The 18,444-nt window shown below is 42.7% G+C and carries 15 protein-coding genes; 4 read left to right on the forward strand and 11 right to left on the reverse strand.

Annotated features, from left to right (window positions below; all coding sequences use genetic code 11):
* The first annotated feature begins 63 nt into the window (after window positions 1–63).
* Window positions 64–684 (forward strand): acetate uptake transporter, encoded by a 621-nt coding sequence (locus tag ACP7A0_RS02995; RefSeq protein WP_060596503.1) that lies wholly within the window; start codon window positions 64–66, stop codon window positions 682–684.
* A 38-nt stretch (window positions 685–722) separates the two neighbouring features.
* On the opposite strand, the gene ACP7A0_RS03000 is transcribed toward ACP7A0_RS02995, so the two are convergent.
* Window positions 723–1,742 carry an LLM class flavin-dependent oxidoreductase gene (locus tag ACP7A0_RS03000; protein WP_060596504.1) on the reverse strand — a complete coding sequence of 340 codons (1,020 nt, stop codon included), beginning with the start codon at window positions 1,740–1,742 and terminating at the stop codon, window positions 723–725.
* A gap of 183 nt (window positions 1,743–1,925) precedes the next feature.
* Between ACP7A0_RS03000 and ACP7A0_RS03005 the strand changes: the two genes are divergently transcribed.
* Together ACP7A0_RS03005 and ACP7A0_RS03010 are read left to right on the forward strand one after the other, a co-directional pair.
* A complete protein-coding gene (locus tag ACP7A0_RS03005) occupies window positions 1,926–2,177 on the forward strand; it encodes a hypothetical protein (protein WP_426004217.1) in 252 nt (83 codons plus the stop codon).
* A 137-nt stretch (window positions 2,178–2,314) separates the two neighbouring features.
* Window positions 2,315–2,797 carry a BclA C-terminal domain-containing protein gene (locus tag ACP7A0_RS03010; protein ID WP_426004219.1) on the forward strand — a complete coding sequence of 161 codons (483 nt, stop codon included), beginning with the start codon at window positions 2,315–2,317 and terminating at the stop codon, window positions 2,795–2,797.
* Between the two features lie 20 nt (window positions 2,798–2,817).
* Here the strand turns inward: ACP7A0_RS03010 and ACP7A0_RS03015 are convergent, their stop codons facing one another.
* The 9 genes from ACP7A0_RS03015 to nirB (ACP7A0_RS03055) all read right to left on the reverse strand — a co-directional run bounded on the left by ACP7A0_RS03015 (window position 2,818) and on the right by nirB (ACP7A0_RS03055) (window position 15,518).
* On the reverse strand, window positions 2,818–3,378 hold the full coding sequence (locus tag ACP7A0_RS03015; protein ID WP_426004221.1) for a CatB-related O-acetyltransferase: 561 nt from the start codon (window positions 3,376–3,378) through the stop codon (window positions 2,818–2,820).
* Window positions 3,379–3,442: 64 nt separating this feature from the next.
* Window positions 3,443–4,810 (reverse strand): MATE family efflux transporter, encoded by a 1,368-nt coding sequence (locus ACP7A0_RS03020; protein WP_060596512.1) that lies wholly within the window; start codon window positions 4,808–4,810, stop codon window positions 3,443–3,445.
* Between the two features lie 19 nt (window positions 4,811–4,829).
* Complete coding sequence (gene dacB / locus ACP7A0_RS03025; RefSeq protein ID WP_426004223.1) at window positions 4,830–6,314, reverse strand: D-alanyl-D-alanine carboxypeptidase/D-alanyl-D-alanine endopeptidase; 1,485 nt, start codon at window positions 6,312–6,314, stop codon at window positions 4,830–4,832.
* Between the two features lie 127 nt (window positions 6,315–6,441).
* Entirely contained in the window at window positions 6,442–7,422 is a 981-nt protein-coding gene (locus tag ACP7A0_RS03030; protein ID WP_426004225.1) for a pectinesterase family protein, read from the reverse strand.
* A gap of 82 nt (window positions 7,423–7,504) precedes the next feature.
* Complete coding sequence (locus ACP7A0_RS03035; protein ID WP_170938391.1) at window positions 7,505–8,248, reverse strand: DUF421 domain-containing protein; 744 nt, start codon at window positions 8,246–8,248, stop codon at window positions 7,505–7,507.
* A gap of 27 nt (window positions 8,249–8,275) precedes the next feature.
* Window positions 8,276–8,599, reverse strand: coding sequence for a nitrite reductase small subunit NirD (gene nirD, locus ACP7A0_RS03040; protein WP_034660879.1), 324 nt, complete (start codon window positions 8,597–8,599; stop codon window positions 8,276–8,278).
* A gap of 23 nt (window positions 8,600–8,622) precedes the next feature.
* A complete protein-coding gene (nirB, locus tag ACP7A0_RS03045) occupies window positions 8,623–11,037 on the reverse strand; it encodes a nitrite reductase large subunit NirB (protein ID WP_066030796.1) in 2,415 nt (804 codons plus the stop codon).
* Window positions 11,038–11,124: 87 nt separating this feature from the next.
* Window positions 11,125–13,263, reverse strand: coding sequence for an assimilatory nitrate reductase catalytic subunit NasC (nasC, locus tag ACP7A0_RS03050; RefSeq protein WP_106037296.1), 2,139 nt, complete (start codon window positions 13,261–13,263; stop codon window positions 11,125–11,127).
* Window positions 13,260–15,518 carry a nitrite reductase large subunit NirB gene (gene nirB / locus ACP7A0_RS03055; RefSeq protein ID WP_426004228.1) on the reverse strand — a complete coding sequence of 753 codons (2,259 nt, stop codon included), beginning with the start codon at window positions 15,516–15,518 and terminating at the stop codon, window positions 13,260–13,262. Before nirB (ACP7A0_RS03055) ends, nasC begins: the two co-directional genes overlap by 4 nt.
* Window positions 15,519–15,687: 169 nt before the next feature.
* On the opposite strand from nirB (ACP7A0_RS03055), the gene ACP7A0_RS03060 reads away from it, so the two are divergent.
* Entirely contained in the window at window positions 15,688–16,890 is a 1,203-nt protein-coding gene (locus ACP7A0_RS03060; protein ID WP_034660883.1) for a nitrate/nitrite transporter, read from the forward strand.
* Window positions 16,891–16,952: 62 nt separating this feature from the next.
* Here the strand turns inward: ACP7A0_RS03060 and gltD are convergent, their stop codons facing one another.
* On the reverse strand, window positions 16,953–18,437 hold the full coding sequence (gltD, locus tag ACP7A0_RS03065) for a glutamate synthase small subunit (protein ID WP_034660884.1): 1,485 nt from the start codon (window positions 18,435–18,437) through the stop codon (window positions 16,953–16,955).
* Between the last annotated feature and the right edge of the window lie 7 nt (window positions 18,438–18,444).

The following is an 18,444-nucleotide window of genomic DNA, read 5'->3' on the forward strand; positions in this document are numbered from 1 at the left end:
AAGAGCTTGACGTTTCGGTCTAATTCGAGTATCTTTTGTAAGTGCAAATTGTAGGAGGTCATTATGGAAAAACAGAATGTTCAAGCTATTCGATTATCAATTGCAGACCCAACACCACTTGGTTTGTTTGGTTTAGCAATGGTGACGCTCGTTGCGTCCTCACAAAAACTAGGAATTACAGATGGCACTTCCCTTATTTTACCTTGGGCTATCTTCCTTGGAGGCATCGCGCAGCTAATCGCGTCCATACAAGATTCAAAGCATCATAATATTTTTGGAGCCACTGCCTTTGGCGCATTCGGTCTTTTTTGGATGGGCGTTGGAACGACTTGGCTCATTCAAGCCGGCGTTTTTGGGAAAACGCTTGCGGGAGCAGCAGATCCAAAACAACTAGGTTTTGCGTTTATCGGTTATTTGATTTTCAGCTTGTTTATGACGATTGGTGCAATGGAAACACATAAAGTATTATTTTTGATTTTCGTCTTTATTGATTTCTTATTCCTTGGTCTTTCCCTTAGCTCGTTTGGTGTGATGTACGATGTGACTCATACCATTGCAGGTATCGCAGAATTGATCATTTCCCTGCTTTCGTTTTATGGTTCAGCAGCAGTTGTGCTCAATACTCATTTTGGCCGTACTGTGCTGCCAATTGGACAACCATTTCGTATTTTTACAAAAGCATAAATAAAAAAGAACTGCTTTGTGCAGTTCTTTTTTCATGTTTATTTTTCTTGTGCCTCTTGGAAGATCTCTCCGATGATTTCATACGAGCGCATTCTTTCTTGATGGTCAAACATATCCGAATTAATCATCACTTCGTCTGCTTGAGTGGCTTCAATAAAGGCTTCCAATTCTTTTTTCACCTTTTCTTTATCCCCGATCATTGTCGAACTTAATTGTTCATCCACCATCGCTTTTTCATACGGACTCCAAAGGCCGTCCATACTGTCGACAGGCGCTTTGAGTTTTCCTGGAGTATTTCGAATGAGACTCAAAAACCGCTGATAATGAGAGGTCGCCAAATATTCAGCTCGCTCTGTTTGATCTGCAGCAAAAACTGTCACACCCACCATGGCATAAGGCTCTTTTAACACATCAGAAGGTCTAAATGACTGTCTATACAACTCTAAAGCAGGAATTGTATTTTTAGGTGAAAAATGTGCCGCAAAGGCAAATGGCAATCCAAGCTCTCCTGCAAGTCTTGCGCTAAAACCGCTTGAACCAAGCAGCCAAATCGGAATGTCTAGACCCTCTCCTGGAACGGCTCTTACATGTTTTTTGACCTGTCCGGTTGGTTTAAAATATTGCCGAAGTTCTTCTAGCTGCTCAGGGAAGTCTTCTCCGTTATGAAGGTTACGTCTGAGAGCTCTTGCCGTTAACTGATCTGTCCCTGGTGCTCTTCCAAGACCTAAATCAATTCTCCCCGGATATAATGTCTCAAGTGTCCCAAATTGTTCAGCAATGACAAGTGAAGAGTGGTTTGGCAGCATAATCCCGCCAGATCCTACTCGAATTTTTTCGGTTCCCCCAGCAATATATCCAATTAAAACGGACGTTGCAGAGCTCGCAACACCTTCCATATTATGGTGTTCTGCTAGCCAGTATCTATGATAACCCCACTTCTCCGCCTTTTTTGCTAAATCCATACTATGTTCAAAAGACTCCTTAATGGTGCCTCCTTCTGTCACAGAGGATAAATTTAAAACGGAATAAGCTGTGCGCTGTAAAACTGATTGACTCATAAATGATGTCCCCATTTCTGTCAAAAATCATACTAGTTATATACTTTCAACACCATAACATAAAATCATGAAACATTTAAATGATTTGATTCGATGATTTTCGAAATGATGAGTTTCTAGGTTTTACTTCAAATTTGAAAATTTGCACATAGAATGAAATATCAATTTTAGGAGATGGGCAATTTGTACAATCAATTCGATCACAAATGTCCCTTTTGCGGTAAATATCATGAGCAGCCTCATTACAAAAGATTACGTCTTGACCGTCCTCAAAGAAGAGACTGTCCATTTATCAATCAAGAACATTCAAAACAAAACAGGTCTCGAGGGAATCCCCCTGTGAAAAAGGAGAAAAACAATCAAAAACAATTCAAAGGGTTGGACGAAGAGGCCCAGCAGGTCCCGCTGGGCCAACCGGACCTGCTGGCGGATTAACCGGCACCCTCCCTTTTAACCCCTCACAATCACAAGATTACGAGGCGGGTCAAGTTGTCACGTTTAATGGCAGTATTTATATAGCCAATGTAGATGCTCCATCAGGAATACCTGGGCTCTCCCCCGACTATACACTTTTGGCAGCTTCTGGGGGAACTGGTCCGACTGGAGTTACAGGAATCACTAGTGTTGCTGGAACAGGTGGTTTTACGGATACAGCACTTTATGCTGCTAATAGTTCTGGCCCTACCATTGTTACTGTAGCCGGAGGAACGAATATTCCTTTGCCAAACTTTCAAAACATTACTGGTTTTACAGCAAACGGCACAAGTACTGTTTTTACCGTTCTGCAAACTGATAAATATTATATTACGTATCAAGTCAACACCACTGCAGCTCTTTTAATTAATACATGTTTGCTTTTAAATGGAGCAACCACTGTGCCTAGTTCTGTTCAATCACCTGTTATCTCTACTTCGTTTATCCATAATACTGTAATCGTTAATTTAACAGCTGGAAGCATCATTTCACTGCAGTTTTTTGGGGCTGTTGCCACAGCTGTTTTAGTTGGCGGGGGTGCTGCTGCAGGTGCTGCCTTGACCATTATACGGCTCAGCTAAACGAAAAAAGAAAGGCTTTTTCAGCCTTTCTTTTTTATGTCTTCTATTACATTTATACAATGTTCAATATCATGAGACTGCAAAAGGTGAAAAATAGATTGGATGATTGCAAACTCTAAATTCCACCATTCTAATAATTGAAGTTGTTCAATTATTTCCGATGAAAACCGATATTTCATGAACTGCTGCGGATTTCCTGCAGCAATTACATATGGCGGCACATCTTTTGTGATGACACTATTTGCTCCGATCACTGCTCCGTTCCCTATACATACTCCTGACATAATCGTCGCGCCATATCCAATCCATACGTCGTGTCCTATCTGCACATCTCCTTTTGATTTGGGATGTCCTTTGATGTGGGCAGCTTCTTTGAAAATTTGATTAAACGGATACGTTGTGACCCAATCTGTCCGGTGTTCACCGCCAAGGAAAATTTTCACTTCGTTTGCGATGGAACAAAACTTCCCAATGTTTAGTGTCGCACCTTCCCCCCATGTCAGCACTTGGAAATCTGGTCCGGCATAAGAAAAATCACCGATATTGTGCGAGCTCAGTTCACTTCTTTGATTCAAAAACATAGAAGATCAGACCTCCTGAAAAGTGATAGATCTTCGTATGTATATGCTGCTTCACACTTTCACATTATGACTGAACAAGCGCTACAATTTGTTTTTTCTTCCATACGAGCTGATAGTAGCCGTATTGAAGGAGTAAGTTCACAAAGAAAGCCGCAGGATAGCCAATCCATATGCCCTTGATGCCAAGGGATGTGTAGTGCGATAGCACATAAGCGACTGGTACTTCTACAAGCCAAATGGAGCAAATACTAAAGATTGTTGGCCATAAAACTGTTCCACTTGCTCTCATCGTGGCTGCAACAATTTGGGCCGTTCCAAAAATAAGATAGCTCCATAATGTAATGACGACCAAGCTATAGGCAATGTCAATCGTCTTAGAATCTGTTAAAAAGATAGATAAAATCTGTGGTGCAAAGAGATAAACGATGATAATAATGAATCCGCCTATGGCAAAATTGAGCCCTAACCCGATTTTTATCACATCTTTCAAGCGGTTGATATTCCCTGCACCGATGAATTGTGCTGCAAAGATAGAGACTGCAATGCCAAGACTCACTGCCGGCATCTGCACATAGCTCACGACTTGATTGACAACACCATAGGCAGCTGTGGCCTGTGATCCATAATCGTTGACAAAAGAAATAACAGCAATTTCTGATAAAGAAATAAGGATCATATTAATGCTCGATGGAATGCTGAGCTTTAATAATGTTTTTAGTAGATCCCCTTTCATCAATAAATGCTTTCTCACTGATGCATCAATGCGAAGCGGGTGCTTTGTCTTATATAAGTAGATATGTAGAATAATAAACGTCACAATGGTTGAAATCACAGAAGCATATGCAGCGCCGTATAAACCAAATGCCGGCAGTCCCATCCAGCCAAATAATAAAATGGGCAGCGTCAAAATATTCGTTGCCGTACTAATCATTAAGAAATAAAAAGGCGTTTTTGAATCCCCAGTTCCTCGCAGGAAGGTCGTGTAAACAAAATAAAGAAATAAGATCGGCATTGAGATGAATAGAATTCTGGCATATGCCGCACTTTCCTCCACAATATTTGCAGGTGTTCCCATGAGATTTAGGATGTCTGTTGCAAATAAACCTCCAATGATCGCTAAAGAAAGTCCGATTAAAAAGGTGAATGAAAGCGTTGTGCCAATAATTTCTTTTAATCTTTTTTCATTTTTCGCGCCATACGCTTGTCCAATAAGGATGGAACTTCCCGATCCAATTCCAATGGAAAAAGAAACGAGTAAAAAGAAAAGCGGAAAGAATGCAGAAATAGCAGCTACTGCATCCTCTCCAATCCATCTACCGACAAGAACGATGGATACAAGCTGTCCGATTGATTGCAAAATATTGCTAAGCAAAAGCGGGACGAGAAAAATGGACATGGTTTTTACTAAAGATTGATTGTTATCTAACGTCATGATGGTACTCCTTCTCTATCTAAAGATTCTCAGCTAAAATGCTGACAATATGGTCTTCTATCTCTTTCCCTTTTTCGTCATCAACAAGATGATTTAATAAAATGGAAAAGGCGACCGTCTTTCCGCTCTTCGTGTCAATATATCCAGAAAGTGTGCTAACCGTTGTTAATGAACCTGTTTTTGCACGTACTTTTTCTAGTGTAGCTGGTTCTTTCAATCTGTTCCTTAACGTCCCTCCGACCATTCGTTCACTTGCCCCTGCTAACGGAAGCGCATGTTCATAGGTCTTAAACCATTTTTCCTTTTGAATGTTTGTCAAAAATAACGTGAACTGGTTGGCAGAAACAAGGTTAATAGGTGATATGCCCGACCCATCTCGCAGCACTGCATGCGAAGGATTGATGCCAAAAGCAGGAAGCCTTTCATTCATGACATCCAGTCCATCCTCAAAGCTCCCTTTGCTTTTCACTTGTTTTCCAAGTTCCTTTAGCAACATTTCTGCATGGGTATTGTTGCTGAGTTTCATCATGGGAACAAGCAGATCTGATAAAGGCATCGATGAATGGGTGGCAATTTTCTTGGCTTTTTTAGGAACTTGTTTTGTTTTAAGCGGTCCTTTTACTTGAATCCCTTCCGCCTTTAACGCTCGTTTCATTAAATCTAACGCATAAGTGGTTGGCTCCCATAACGCTACCCATTGTCTAGATGAACTCGCTTTAACCGGAATGGTTCCAGTCAACGTAATCTTGTTTGTGCCGTGAGAGCGCTTAAAAGAAATTTTCTTTTTTCCGCCTTCTGGCACGGTTTTTACTTGATTCATGACTTGAGGGGCAGAAGTCTTCGGGATGATGTCATAGGTCGCTTTTTGCCCTGCTTTCTTTCCTGGTTTTACTTCGAGAATCACGGTTCCTGCATCATAATCTTGATTCGGTGAAGCTGTGAGAGCAGAGATTTGTGCACCGTAATATTGATCTTCATCACTCCAAGGCAAATCAATAGAATATCGCGTATCATCATACCAAGTGTCATCTGCCGCAAGCTGTCCGCGAATCGTATGTATTCCGGCCTTTTTCACTTGTTTGGCAAGTGCTGCAAAATCCTCCTCTAATAAAGTCGGATCCCCGGTACCGCGTAGATACAGGTTGCCATGTAACGTTTTCTTTTGAATAGAACCATCCATCCAGATATCTGTCAGGAATGTGTGTGTTTCTCCTAGTATATCAAGGGCGATGGCTGATGTGAGCAGTTTCATATTAGAAGCAGGAGTAAGACGAATATCGGCTTGATGTTCATAAAGAAGAGAGGAGTCAGAAGTATTGCGGACGCTGACGCCGGAGATCGCGCCCTCTAAATCAGGTGCTGTTCGTATGAATTCATCTAAAGCTGTCATCCACGGCAGTGAGTCGTCACGAGCTGTAAGTTGATCATCTTTTGCTGAAAAAGGGAGAAATAAAATCGACAGGATACATATTTGTAAAAACAAGAGCTGTGAAAAACGCTTCACGCAATCCCTCCTTTTTTATCGCAGCCAATTTTAGAAGAATATGTTCATTATACACAAAAGAACGTTTGTTCTCAAAGGTTTTTTAAACAGAAAAGTCAGCTTTCTTTGACGAAAACTGACAAGCCCTTTACCTCTTTTCTGGATTCCAGCCATCGGTTCCGCCAAGAACAGCTTGCACCGTGATTTGACTTGCTTCGTTTTTCGTTAAAATGTTGGACCATTTAACGCGATTTGCTACATTGCTTCCGGTCCCAGTCGATCCATATTCTTTATATCTTGCTGTTCTTTCGTTATCACGGTTATCCCAGTTATGCCATCCCTCTGCCTTAATATGTTCATCCATTTTTGTATAGAGGAATGTCACAGCGGAATGAGGCCTCCACGGACGTCCTAAATAAACCGATTGAGCAGCTGCCGTCCCCTTTTTCAACGTAGAATCGATGAATACATAGCCATACCTTTGTGCTTCTGTTGTGGATGCTGCAGTAATATACCCATTTCCAAGACTTTTTATTTCAGCTCTTTTAAACACAGCTGTGGCTGATCCAAAAATAAAATCGACCGTGCCCTCGATATAGCAGTTTTCATAATATTGCCGGTCTGAGCCTGTTGCATAAAGTGTATCTTGATACCCTAAGACCCGTATTTGTTTGAACGCAGCCCGGTCGCCAGACACATACAGCGCAACCGCCTGACCAGCATGTCTGCCAGCTGTATTTTGAAAGGTGATATTTTCTGCGTAAAAGTCGTTCGAACGAATCATAGTGCTGGAGCTATTTGTTGTGCTGCCAGTTCTTGCATTTGTATCATCATACGTCAGAATCGTCTTGTGCTGGTTTTCGCCGATAAAGGACACGTGCGGTTTATTTTGCGGAAGCAGGATCTTTTCTTTATACACACCATTTTTAATATAGATCGTTACGCGCTGTTGATTGTTCGCTGGAATCGCATCAATGGCAGACTGAACGGTTCGAAACGTGCCATTTCCCTTATGATCGACCACAAGGACGCGGTTTGTTTGATTCTGATGTCCGGCTGCTTGAAGTGAAGCTGAGTCAAATAGTAATAAAGACAAAACGAATACAAGCCATACCTTTCCATACTTCATCGCACATCTCCTCCTCTTTGTGAACATTTTCAATCAAACATTCTTTTTGATCCTATTCATGACACACAAAAAAAACACCCACTTAATTTTGTTGTGGATGTTTTTTAGATTTTTCATATTTTATCGCATAAATCCCTTCATTTTCAATCCATTCACAAAATAGAACGTCTCGATGAGAAGAAATGTGCTGCTTTTTTAATTGCTCACTCAGCCATGTTTCGTCAAAGCCAGCTTCTTGTAGGTCATCTTTTAAAATTTCGCCATCAATAATAAATGTTCTAGGCAATTTGACTTCTTTTCCCTTCACGTTCACATCTTCTGCTGTGGCAGTTGCGTATTTCATTTTCGGAAGAACACTGACAGAGCCGTCTGTTTCCAAAATGGCATATTCTATTTCATGCAAGGCAAAATGACCTTTCGCGCGAATCAGTGTCTGCAGCTGATTGAGATCAAGCATATTTTTCTTCAAACGATTGTAGTGAATGTTCCCTTTATCAATGACAAGCGTAGGTCTTCCTTCTAAAAAGGCTCGAATACCTTTAAAGCGTTGTGAAAACCATTCAACTGTATAGATGAGAACGCCCCACACTGCAACAGCAAACAAAATGTGCTGAATCTTGACTTCTGGGTCAAAAATGGCGTTTCCGACCATTTCGCCTAAAATCAGTGCAGAAATAAAATCAAACGGCGTGATTTGTGCAAACTGTGTTTTCCCTAATAATTTTGTAATAAAAAATAAGGCGGAAAACCCGATAAATAGTTCAATCAAAATACTAAAAAACGGCACAGAAATTCCTTCCTTTCTTGCTGCATTTACATACAGCATATACATGAAAGGAAGGATCTAAACTATTTATGAGGGCAATAAAATAAAGACATCGTCCCCCTCGACCAATGTTTCATACGTTTTAACGCATCCGTGATCTGGTGCTTGAACGTTCCCTGACGAAAGATCAATCTTCCAATCATGCATTGGACAGAAGACATGGTCTCCACTTACCATTCCTTCAGCCAGAACACCGCCTTTATGAGGGCAGCGGTTTTCAATGGCTTTGAACTGCTTATTAGAGGTTTGAAAGACAGCTAATTCAAGAGTACCGGCTGCGACTGTTTTCCCTAGCTGCAGCGGAAAATCTGAAAGGGTGCCAATGTGAACTTTTACAACTGAAACTGTCATATGATCTCATCCCTTCAATTGATTTATACAGAAGCCGTCGCTTTTTGAAATAATTGTTTCGTGTCTTTTTGACTCTCGCGCAGCTCCTGCCAAGGCTCCTCATACGTTGACAGTGCGATGTCCATTCTTTGGATTAAGGCTTCTCGTTTCTCATCATCTAGGAGTACTGATTGAATATGATCTAATCCAAGTCGTTCAACCCAAGCAGAGGTTCTTTCTAGATAATTTGCCGTTTCTCTGTAATATTGAAGGTACGCAGCTGCCACTTGCTCTACTTCTTCTGCTGTACTGACCTTCATCAATAAATCTCCAGCCCGCAAGTGTGTGCCGCCATTTCCGCCGGCGTACAATTCAAACCCTCCATCAATTCCCACAATGCCAAGGTCTTTAATGCCAGATTCTGCACAGTTTCTAGGGCAAGCAGAGACAGCCATTTTGACTTTATGCGGTGTCGCAAGACCTTCGAATTTCTTTTCAAGTGCAATGCCAAGAGCCATCGAGTCCTGTGTGCCGAACCGGCAAAATTGTTCTCCAACACAAGTTTTGACCGTTCTTAAAGATTTTCCGTAAGCATAACCAGATGGCATATCCAGGTCTGCCCATACTTTAGGTAAATCTTCTTTTTTGACACCTAGAAGGTCAATACGCTGGCCGCCAGTCATTTTCACAAGCGGTATTTCATATTTGTCGACGACATCAGCTATTTTTCTCAGGTCATTTGCATTTGTCACGCCGCCGTACATCCGCGGAACAACCGAATAGGTGCCATCTTTTTGAATATTGGCATGCATGCGTTCATTCACAAATCGTGAGCTCTTTTCATCTTTGTACTCAAGAGGTTGAAGCATGCCTAAATAATAATTCAGGGCAGGTCGGCATTTTGAACAGCCTTCCTCTGTCTCCCAGTCAAGTACGTTCATCACTTCTTTGACATGCTGCAGGCCCTTCTCTTTGATTTCATGAATGACTTCATCTCGTGAACGAGTGGTGCAGGCGCAGATGGTTTCTTTTTGGGCTGTTCGGTTCGCATCATCGCCCAACGTGTGCCAAAGAATCTCTTCGACAACGGGCTTGCAGCCTCCACATGATCGTGAGGCACTTGTACATTGCTTCACTTCTTGAATCGTTGTTAAGCCTTCTTTTTGAATGGCTTCCACAATCTGACCCTTTGAGACACCATTACAGCCGCAAACGATATGGTCATTTGCCATGCTTTCAATCATGCTTTCTTGCGCCGGATCATTCGAGGTTAAGACAGATACCTTCTCCATATCCGACATATCTACCCCTTCTCTAATATACGAGAATAGACGAGGTCCATCGCTTGTTTCTCCAAACATGACGGCACCTACTAATCGGTTTTGCTGGAAGACTAGTTTTTGATAGATGCCTTTTTGTTCGTCAAAGATTTTGATCGCTTTTTTCTCATCGTTTTCTATAAAGTCACCAGCTGAAAACACGTCAACCCCCGATACTTTCAGTTGCGTTGACAGAACAGAGCCTTCATATGGCACAGGATTCATGTCACATACATGCCCAGCAAGCACATTCGCTTGATCGTATAAAGGAGCGACAAGCCCGTACGTTTGTCCTCTGTGTTCTACACATTCTCCGACGGCATAAATGCCTGGGACACTCGTTTCCATGAAATCATTGACGATAATACCTCGGTTCACTTCAAGGCCGCTTATTTCTGCAAGCATTTTACTTGGTTTAATTCCTACAGCCATGACGACTAGGTCTGTCTCAAGTGTCGTGCCATCTGAAAATGATAACCCTTCAACTCTTGTATCTCCTAAAATCTCATTTGTCTGTTTTCCTAACAGGAAGTTCATGCCCTGTTCTTCTAATGCTTTTTGTAGAAGCTGACCTGCAATAGGGTCTAGCTGGCGTTCCATTAAATGAGAGCTGAGGTGAATGACATTCACTTCCATGCCTAAGTTGAGTAGGCCGCGTGCTGCTTCCAGTCCAAGAAGGCCGCCTCCAATGACTGCTGCTTTTTTGTACCTGCTAGAGGCATTGACCATTTCCTCTGTGTCTTGCAATGTACGAAAGGCCGTCACGCCTTTTTTATCACGCCCTGGAATCGGCAGGATAAACGGAAGTGACCCTGTTGCTAAAATCAATCGGTCATAATGCACGGTCCGTCCTTGATCACTGGTGACTGTTTGGTTATCTGTATCGATCTTCACAATGGTCTCATTTGTAAACAACTGAATATCATGCTCCTGATACCAATTCCAATCGTTTAGTGTAATATCTTCAACCTTCGTATCTCCTTGAAGCACCTTCGATAAAAGAATCCGGTTATAGTTAGGATGCGGTTCACTTCCAAATACCGTCATGTCGAATCGTTCGCTGTCTGTTTTTAAAATGTTTTCGAGGCTTCGAATGCCAGCCATACCGTTCCCCACTAATACGAGTTTTTCTTTCACGATAAAACACCCCTCATGTGATCATTTTTTAGAAAGTACCATCATCTAAACATAGATGGAAAATACATGTTATGATTTCTCACATATTTTTTAATTCACATAGGCTGACAGCTCTACAGGACAATATTTAAAGCCTGGCATTTTACTGTGCGGATCTAGTTGTTCACTAATTAATTGATTAATGGATTGATGTTTACTCCAGTGAAATGGAACAAACACGGTATCTTTTCGAATGGTGTCTGATATGCGGCATCTCATGATGACACTTCCTCTTTTTGACTGGATGGTCACAAGCTCCCCGTGCTGAAGTCCATACGTTTTTGCTGTGTCAGGATGAAGCTCTGCATAAGATTCAAACTGCCGGGCAACAAGAGAGGTACTTTTTCTTGTTTGAACGCCCGTTTGGTAGTGAGCCATCACTCTGCCCGTCGTTAAATAAAGAGGATATTCTTGACTGACTGGTTCCTTTGCCACATTTTTTCCGTGTGTGACGACGGCAAACTTTGCTAAACTGTCAGAATGTGAGAATGCATGTTCAAATAATCTTTCGGTTCCTGGGTCTTCTAGATGCGTACAAGGCCATAATATGCCTTGCTCCTTCCTCAGTCTTTCATAGGTCATGCCTGAGTAATCCGCTTTTGCGCCTTTCGTTGCGGCTCTTAATTCTTCAAAAATCTCTTCTGCGGATGAAAAGGAGAAATAGCCGCTTTTGCCTAATACAGCTGCTATATCACAAATGATTTGCCAATCGTGTTTTCTTTGATGCTTAAGTGGATAGGTTGCTTCTCTAAGCGTAACGCGCCCCTCTACATTTGTCACCGTACCTTCATCCTCTAAATATGACGAAGTAGGTAAAATTACATCTGCCAGCGCAGCTGTCTCAGACATAAATAAATCAACAGCTACAAAAAAGGACAATTTCTTGATGGCTTGTTGAATAAAGCGCGCGTGCGGGCCTGACTGAACGGGGTTAGAGCACATTAAAAAGAGCGCTTTTATCTCTCCTTCCTGCATTTTTTCAAACATCTCAAAAGCAGACACGCCTTTTCCAGGGAGTTCTTTTTCATCAATGTTCCATATGTCAGCTATTTCTTTTCTGTGAGCAGAATTTGTGATATCTCGATACCCTGGAAGCTGATCTGCTTTTTGTCCATGCTCTCTTGCCCCCTGGCCATTTCCTTGCCCGGTTATTGCGCCATAGCCGCACCCAACGCGGCCGATCTTCCCAGTAACAAGCAGAATATTCAGGAAATTTCGCACAGATGCTGTCCCGTCTATTTGCTGCTCAATGCCTCTTGCTGTGAAAATCATGCCTGTCTTTTCTTGTGCGAATTTCCTTGCTATTTTCTGCAGAACTTCAATCATCACACCGGTTTGCTCAGCAATGTTTGAGAGGGACATGCGCGAGACGTGCTCCTTTAATTTTTGGAACCCTGACGTTCGATGACGAATAAATGATTCATCTATTAAATGTTCATGAAGCATAATGTGCAAGATGCCGTTTGCCAGTGCAGCATCTGATCCTGGTTTCAGGCTGACATGTAAATCGGCTAATTGGGCTGTCGGTGTTTTGCGCGGATCGATGACGATGAGAAATGCACCGTTTTTTTTCGCCTCTTCGACGTACGGCATGAAGGTTGGCTGACATTCTGCTATATTCGTTCCAACCAATATCAATACCCGTGTATGCTTGATGTCACTGAGAGGAAACGTAAGACCCCGGTCAAGTCCGAATGTTTGATTCGCCGCAGTTGCTGCTGACGACATACAAAGTCTCCCGTTGTAATCGATGTATTTCGTTTTCAGCGCCACTCTCGCAAACTTTCCGAGTAAGTACGCCTCCTCATTTGTAATAGATGCGCTTCCGTACACACTGATGGCATCATGCCCGTGTGCCATCTGAAGGGATTCCATGTTTGTTTTGATTTCATTAAGTGCCTCCTGCCATGACGCTTTTACAAATTGCCCGTTTCTTTTGATGAGCGGGTGATTCAAACGTTCTTTGTGCAGTGCGTGCTGGTGTGCATGCTGTCCTTTTATACAAAGTCTCCCGTGCGTAGTTGGATTGTGTACGCCAATCGTTTGATATCTGGTTCGTCCTTCCACATGCTGCTCTACTAGCTGCATTTTGCACTGCATACTGCAAAATGGACATTGGGATGGATACACTCGCTTTCGTTCTTCCTGCTCTGATATTTGCTGGGCATATCGTAAAAAAGACTGACTCATACCTTCACATCCTTTTGTCTGCTTTGGTCAAATTGTTCACAGAGCTCTTTTCTTCTTTCCTCATCAAGCAATTTTTCTCGAATAGAAATGAGTCCATAACGGAGAAGCCAATCGCCGATGGATTCTTGAAAGTATGCACTTTTTCTATAATCTTCAAGCAGCGCTTTTAAAAAAGGGATCAGCTCACTTGATTGAGGCAAAGTGTAAAAAAGCTGGCCGGCCTTCGGCTGACATACGTCACCTCCTATATAAATGTTCCATTCCCCCAGCTGTTTCTTCATGCAAATGTCATATATTGGAGATAGTTTACACGTGCAGGAAGAGCCGGCGACATGAATAGAGGTGACGGCTGGTAAAAGTGTGTCTTCTACTTGTCTTTCAAACTCCATTACTAGTGCTGTGACAGCTGGATCGTGACTACAATCACATGTAAGGACATGAGATAGTCTTCTTTTTTCTTTCGCCATGATGGGCCAATGTTTTTTGACGATCTGTGCCGCCTGTTTTGACACGCCGATGAGCCGTATTCGTTTATGCTCTGTCAGCTCTGCCTGATCAATCAGTTTTTGTTCTAACAAAGACGTAATGATTTTCAGGAAATCCAGTTCAAGACGCCCTCCGTATAGCTGAGGCAACATGTCTTCTTGATCAGCACCGCTGATTTTTTCAATCGGTGATTGGAATTGCTCGAGATAGTATGGAATGGCAGACCTGCAGTTGCTGCAGCCGTTCTCCGTTTTCCAATGAAAATGTCTTCTGATTTCCTCCACATTCAGCAGCAGTTGCTTTTTGATAAACGAAAAAATGGTCTGCTCATCAGCTTCTGTACATGAACAAAAAGAGGCCGGCTCATCTATTTGTTCATGTGATGATAACTGACAGCAGGCACGGACGAGCTCTTGACAGCCGCCGCAGCCGGTTGCTGCCCCTGTTTGTTTTTGAACCTCTTCTAAGCTTGTCAGCTGATGGACGGATATGGTGTTCAAAATCGTCCCTTTTGTAACGCTTTGACATTGGCAGACGAGATCGTCCATTTTTAATGAATCTAGAGGAGATGGCTGCTCCTCATGAAGAGCTTTCATGACGACACTTTTATCACGCCCCACTTTCACATCTTGCAAAAGCTGATCGGCTTTCTCCAGCTCTCCAACTAATAAAAAACCTGTTAGTGCCTCGCGTTCAAAGACGAATTTTTTATACACTTCTTGCTCTTCATCTAAATATGTCACCACTGACGTATACGGGGAATGGAGTTCAATACATCCCGCAGAATAGATAGGCATGTCAGGTACTTTTAATTTTGTTGAGTAAATGGGATGAGGTACAGATGTAATTTGCTCGCCTAATAGATGATTGGCAAGTGCATTTGCTTGTTCATAAATGGGCTGAACAAGGCCATGCACCATTCCTTTATGCTCTGCACATTCCCCAATGGCATAAATATCTTGGACATTTGTTTGCATCATGTCATTGACGACAATGGCTTTTCGCGTATGAATGCCGTGATTTTTTGCAAGCTGTATGTTTGGACGGATACCTGTTGTGAAAACAACAAGATCAGCATCCACGATGTCGCCATTTTTCAATAGAACGCCTTCTACCCTCTCGTCCCCTAAGCATGCAATGGTATGGGCATTTGTTTTCACCTGGATGCCCTTACGCGTTAATTGCTGCTGTAATAGACTAGCAGCCGTTTCATCTAATTGGCGCTGCATGAGCCACTCGGCATGATGAATGATGGTTGTCTCAAGTCCCGCAATCTGCAGGCCAGCCGCCACCTCTACACCAAGCACACCGCCTCCGACCACTGCTGCTCGTTGATAACGCATCGCATCCGCACAAATGGCCTCATAATCATCAATTGTACGAAAAGCATAAATCCCTTTTTTGGACACGCCCTGAATTGGAAGAAAATACGGCAATGATCCTGTTGCGATGACGAGCTTGTCATAGGAAATTTCCCGGCGCGCTTCTGTCATGATACACTTCTTGTTTGTATCGATTTGGACGACTGTTTCCCCTTTGTACATGATGATGTCATGCGCGGTGTACCATTCTTTTTCCTTGAGTTCAATTTGAGATAATGAGTCGCTTTTTTGTAAAATCGATGAAAGTTTTATTCGATTGTAGGCAGGGCGCTTCTCTTTTCCAATAACTGTTATGGCATAGTGTTCTGGCTGTTTTTGAATCATCTGCTCGATACATTTCATACTCGCCATGCCGTTTCCGATAAACACGAGTTTGCGTTTTGCCATATGAAATCAACCTCTCTAAGCATCTTGCCCAACACATTGTATGGATAGATTATGGCACATGCCTGTAAAAAAGTGTGTAATCATGTCAATTTTTCTAACATGATACTTTTATTACTTGGGATAACTCGCTATCTTTAAGTCAGAAAATTCAAAATAGAGGAGGCATTTTATGAAACTCTCAGAGTTAAAATCAAGTGGTCACCCTAAGACATTGCTAAGTTCCTTTTTATATTTCGATGTGAGCTTTATGATCTGGGTCTTATTAGGGGCACTGGGTGCTTTTATTGCGCAAGACTTTGCTTTATCGACCGCAGAGAAAGGCATGATTGTTGCCATTCCGATTTTATCTGGTTCTTTTTTTCGGATTGTACTTGGCTTATTCACTGATCGTATAGGACCTAAGAAGACAGCGGTAATTGGCATGCTTTTCACCACCATCCCGCTCATCTGGGGGTTCATCGCTGGTACAACCCTTTCCGAGCTCGTGCTGATTGGTATTTTGTTAGGAGTAGCAGGAGCAAGCTTTGCTGTTGCTTTGCCAATGGCAAGCCGGTGGTATCCTCCTCATTTACAAGGCGTGGCCATGGGGATTGCAGGTGCCGGTAACAGCGGAACACTGATCTCCACACTATTTGGTCCACGTCTTGCCGAGATTTATGGATGGCATGCAGTCATGGGGCTCGCCCTGATTCCGTTAAGTCTTGTCTTTTTGTTTTTTATTTTCACAGCAAAAGATGCACCAAATCAGCCCGCTCCAAAGCCGCTACGGTCGTATTTTTCAGTATTTCAGGTGAAATCGACATGGTTTTTCTGCCTGCTTTATGCGATTACATTCGGAGGATTTGTCGGGCTTTCCAGTTTTCTCAGTATTTTCTTTGTGGATCAATATGGTATCTCGAAAATTCATGCAGGTGATTTTGTGACTCTTTGTGTGGCGGCGGGCAGCTTCTTTCGCCCCATCGGTGGTCTCATTGCGGATAAAATAGGTGGAATGAAAGTACTGCTTGGATTATTCGCAGTCATCGGCATCTGCTTAGGAGGGGTGAGCAGTCTTCCAGCTTTACCTTTGGTCATTACCCTTTTATTTACCGGGATGATGTGTCTTGGGATGGGGAATGGCGCAGTTTTTCAGCTGGTGCCTCAAGTATTTCATAAAGAAATTGGGATCGTGACCGGAATTGTTGGTGCTGCTGGGGGCATTGGCGGCTTCTTTTTACCTAATATTCTGGGCAGTTTAAAAGAAGTGACGGGCTCATATATGTTTGGCTTTTTGACCATTTCTCTTTTTGTTCTAGTTGTCTTTATTTGTTTAGTCATATCGCAGCTTAAACGCAAAAAAGTCATCATCAACCACACCATTTCTGAATCATAAAAAGCCATGACCACTCTTTGGCCATGGCTTTTCTATATATGTGTAAACACCCTTTGTATGACCTATTTTGGCAGAACCGAACTCCCCATTAAATAACGGTCTACCTCGTGCGCCACTTGTCTGCCTTCATTAATCGCCCAGACAATCAAGCTTTGCCCGCGTCTTGCATCTCCCGCTGCAAATACGCCTTCTACATTTGTTGTATACTCCCCATACTTTGCGTCAATGCGATTGTTTTTGCTGTCCACGCCAAAGTGTTTCACGAGTGGCTGTTCAGTTCCCTCAAAACCAATTGCAATAAAGACTAGCTGAGCAGGCCATACCTTTTCTGTCCCTGGAATCTCATGAAATTCAAACTTCCCCTGTTCGTTTTTCACCTTTTCCATTTGAATGGTATGAAGCTCTTTTAATTTCCCATTTTTGTCTGCCACAATTTTTGTGGTTTGAATGGAATATTGACGCGGATCTTCTCCGAATTTTGCTTGTGCTTCTTCATAAGCATAATCCAGTGAGAAGACGTAAGGCTGTTCAGGCCACATGTTATCCCCTACACGTGTATCCGGAAGTTTTGGGTGCTTCCCGAACTGAACAACACTTTTTGCTTTTTGGCGAAGTGCAGTTGCGACGCAATCCGCACCTGTATCTCCCCCGCCAATGACAATGACGTCTTTTCCTTTTGCATCAATGAAGTTTTTGTCTTTAAATCCTGAATCAAGCATGCTTTTTGTTGCGAGGGTTAAATAATCCATCGCAAGGTGAATCCCTTTAGCTTCCCGGCCTTCAATCAACAGGTCACGCTGCTTCTGTGCACCTGTACAAAGGATGACCGCATCAAACTGTTCTTTCAGTTCGTCGGCAGTGACATCGACGCCGATTTCTGTGTTCGTTACAAAATCAATGCCTTCTTGTCTCAACAGTTTGACTCTTCGCTCCACCACTTCTTTGTCCAGCTTCATGTTTGGAATGCCGTATGTCAGCAGCCCGCCAAGGCGGTCAGACCGTTCGAACACTGTTACGGCGTGGCCTGCTTGGTTTAATTGATCCGCACTTGCAAGTCCTGCTGGCCCTGAGCCGACAATGGCAATCTTCTTGCCTGTACGGCTTGAAGGAATTCTTGGTGTGATCCATCCATTTTCAAAGCCTTTATCAATGATCGTGCGTTCGATATTTTTAATCGAAACCGCTGGATCATTGATGGCAACTGTACATGACCCTTCGCAAGGTGCTGGACATACTCTCCCAGTAAATTCAGGGAAATTATTTGTTTTTTGCAGTCTTTCGAGCGCTTCTTTCCATCTCCCGCGGTACACAAGGTCATTCCATTCTGGAATTAAATTGTAGATCGGGCAGCCTGAGACGCCGCCCCTGATCTCCATCCCAATTTGACAAAACGGTGTGCCGCAATCCATACATCTAGCGCCCTGCTTCTTCAATACGTCATCTGTATAAGGAGCTGAATATTCTTTCCAGTCATTTTGACGAGTGAGAGGGTCACGTTCATTTGGCTTTTCTCTTTTATAATCCATAAAACCTGTTGCTTTGCCCATTGTCCTC

The sequence above is a fragment of the Bacillus sp. DWP3-1 genome, assembly GCF_049896565.1.
Lineage (GTDB): Bacteria > Bacillota > Bacilli > Bacillales > Bacillaceae > Bacillus.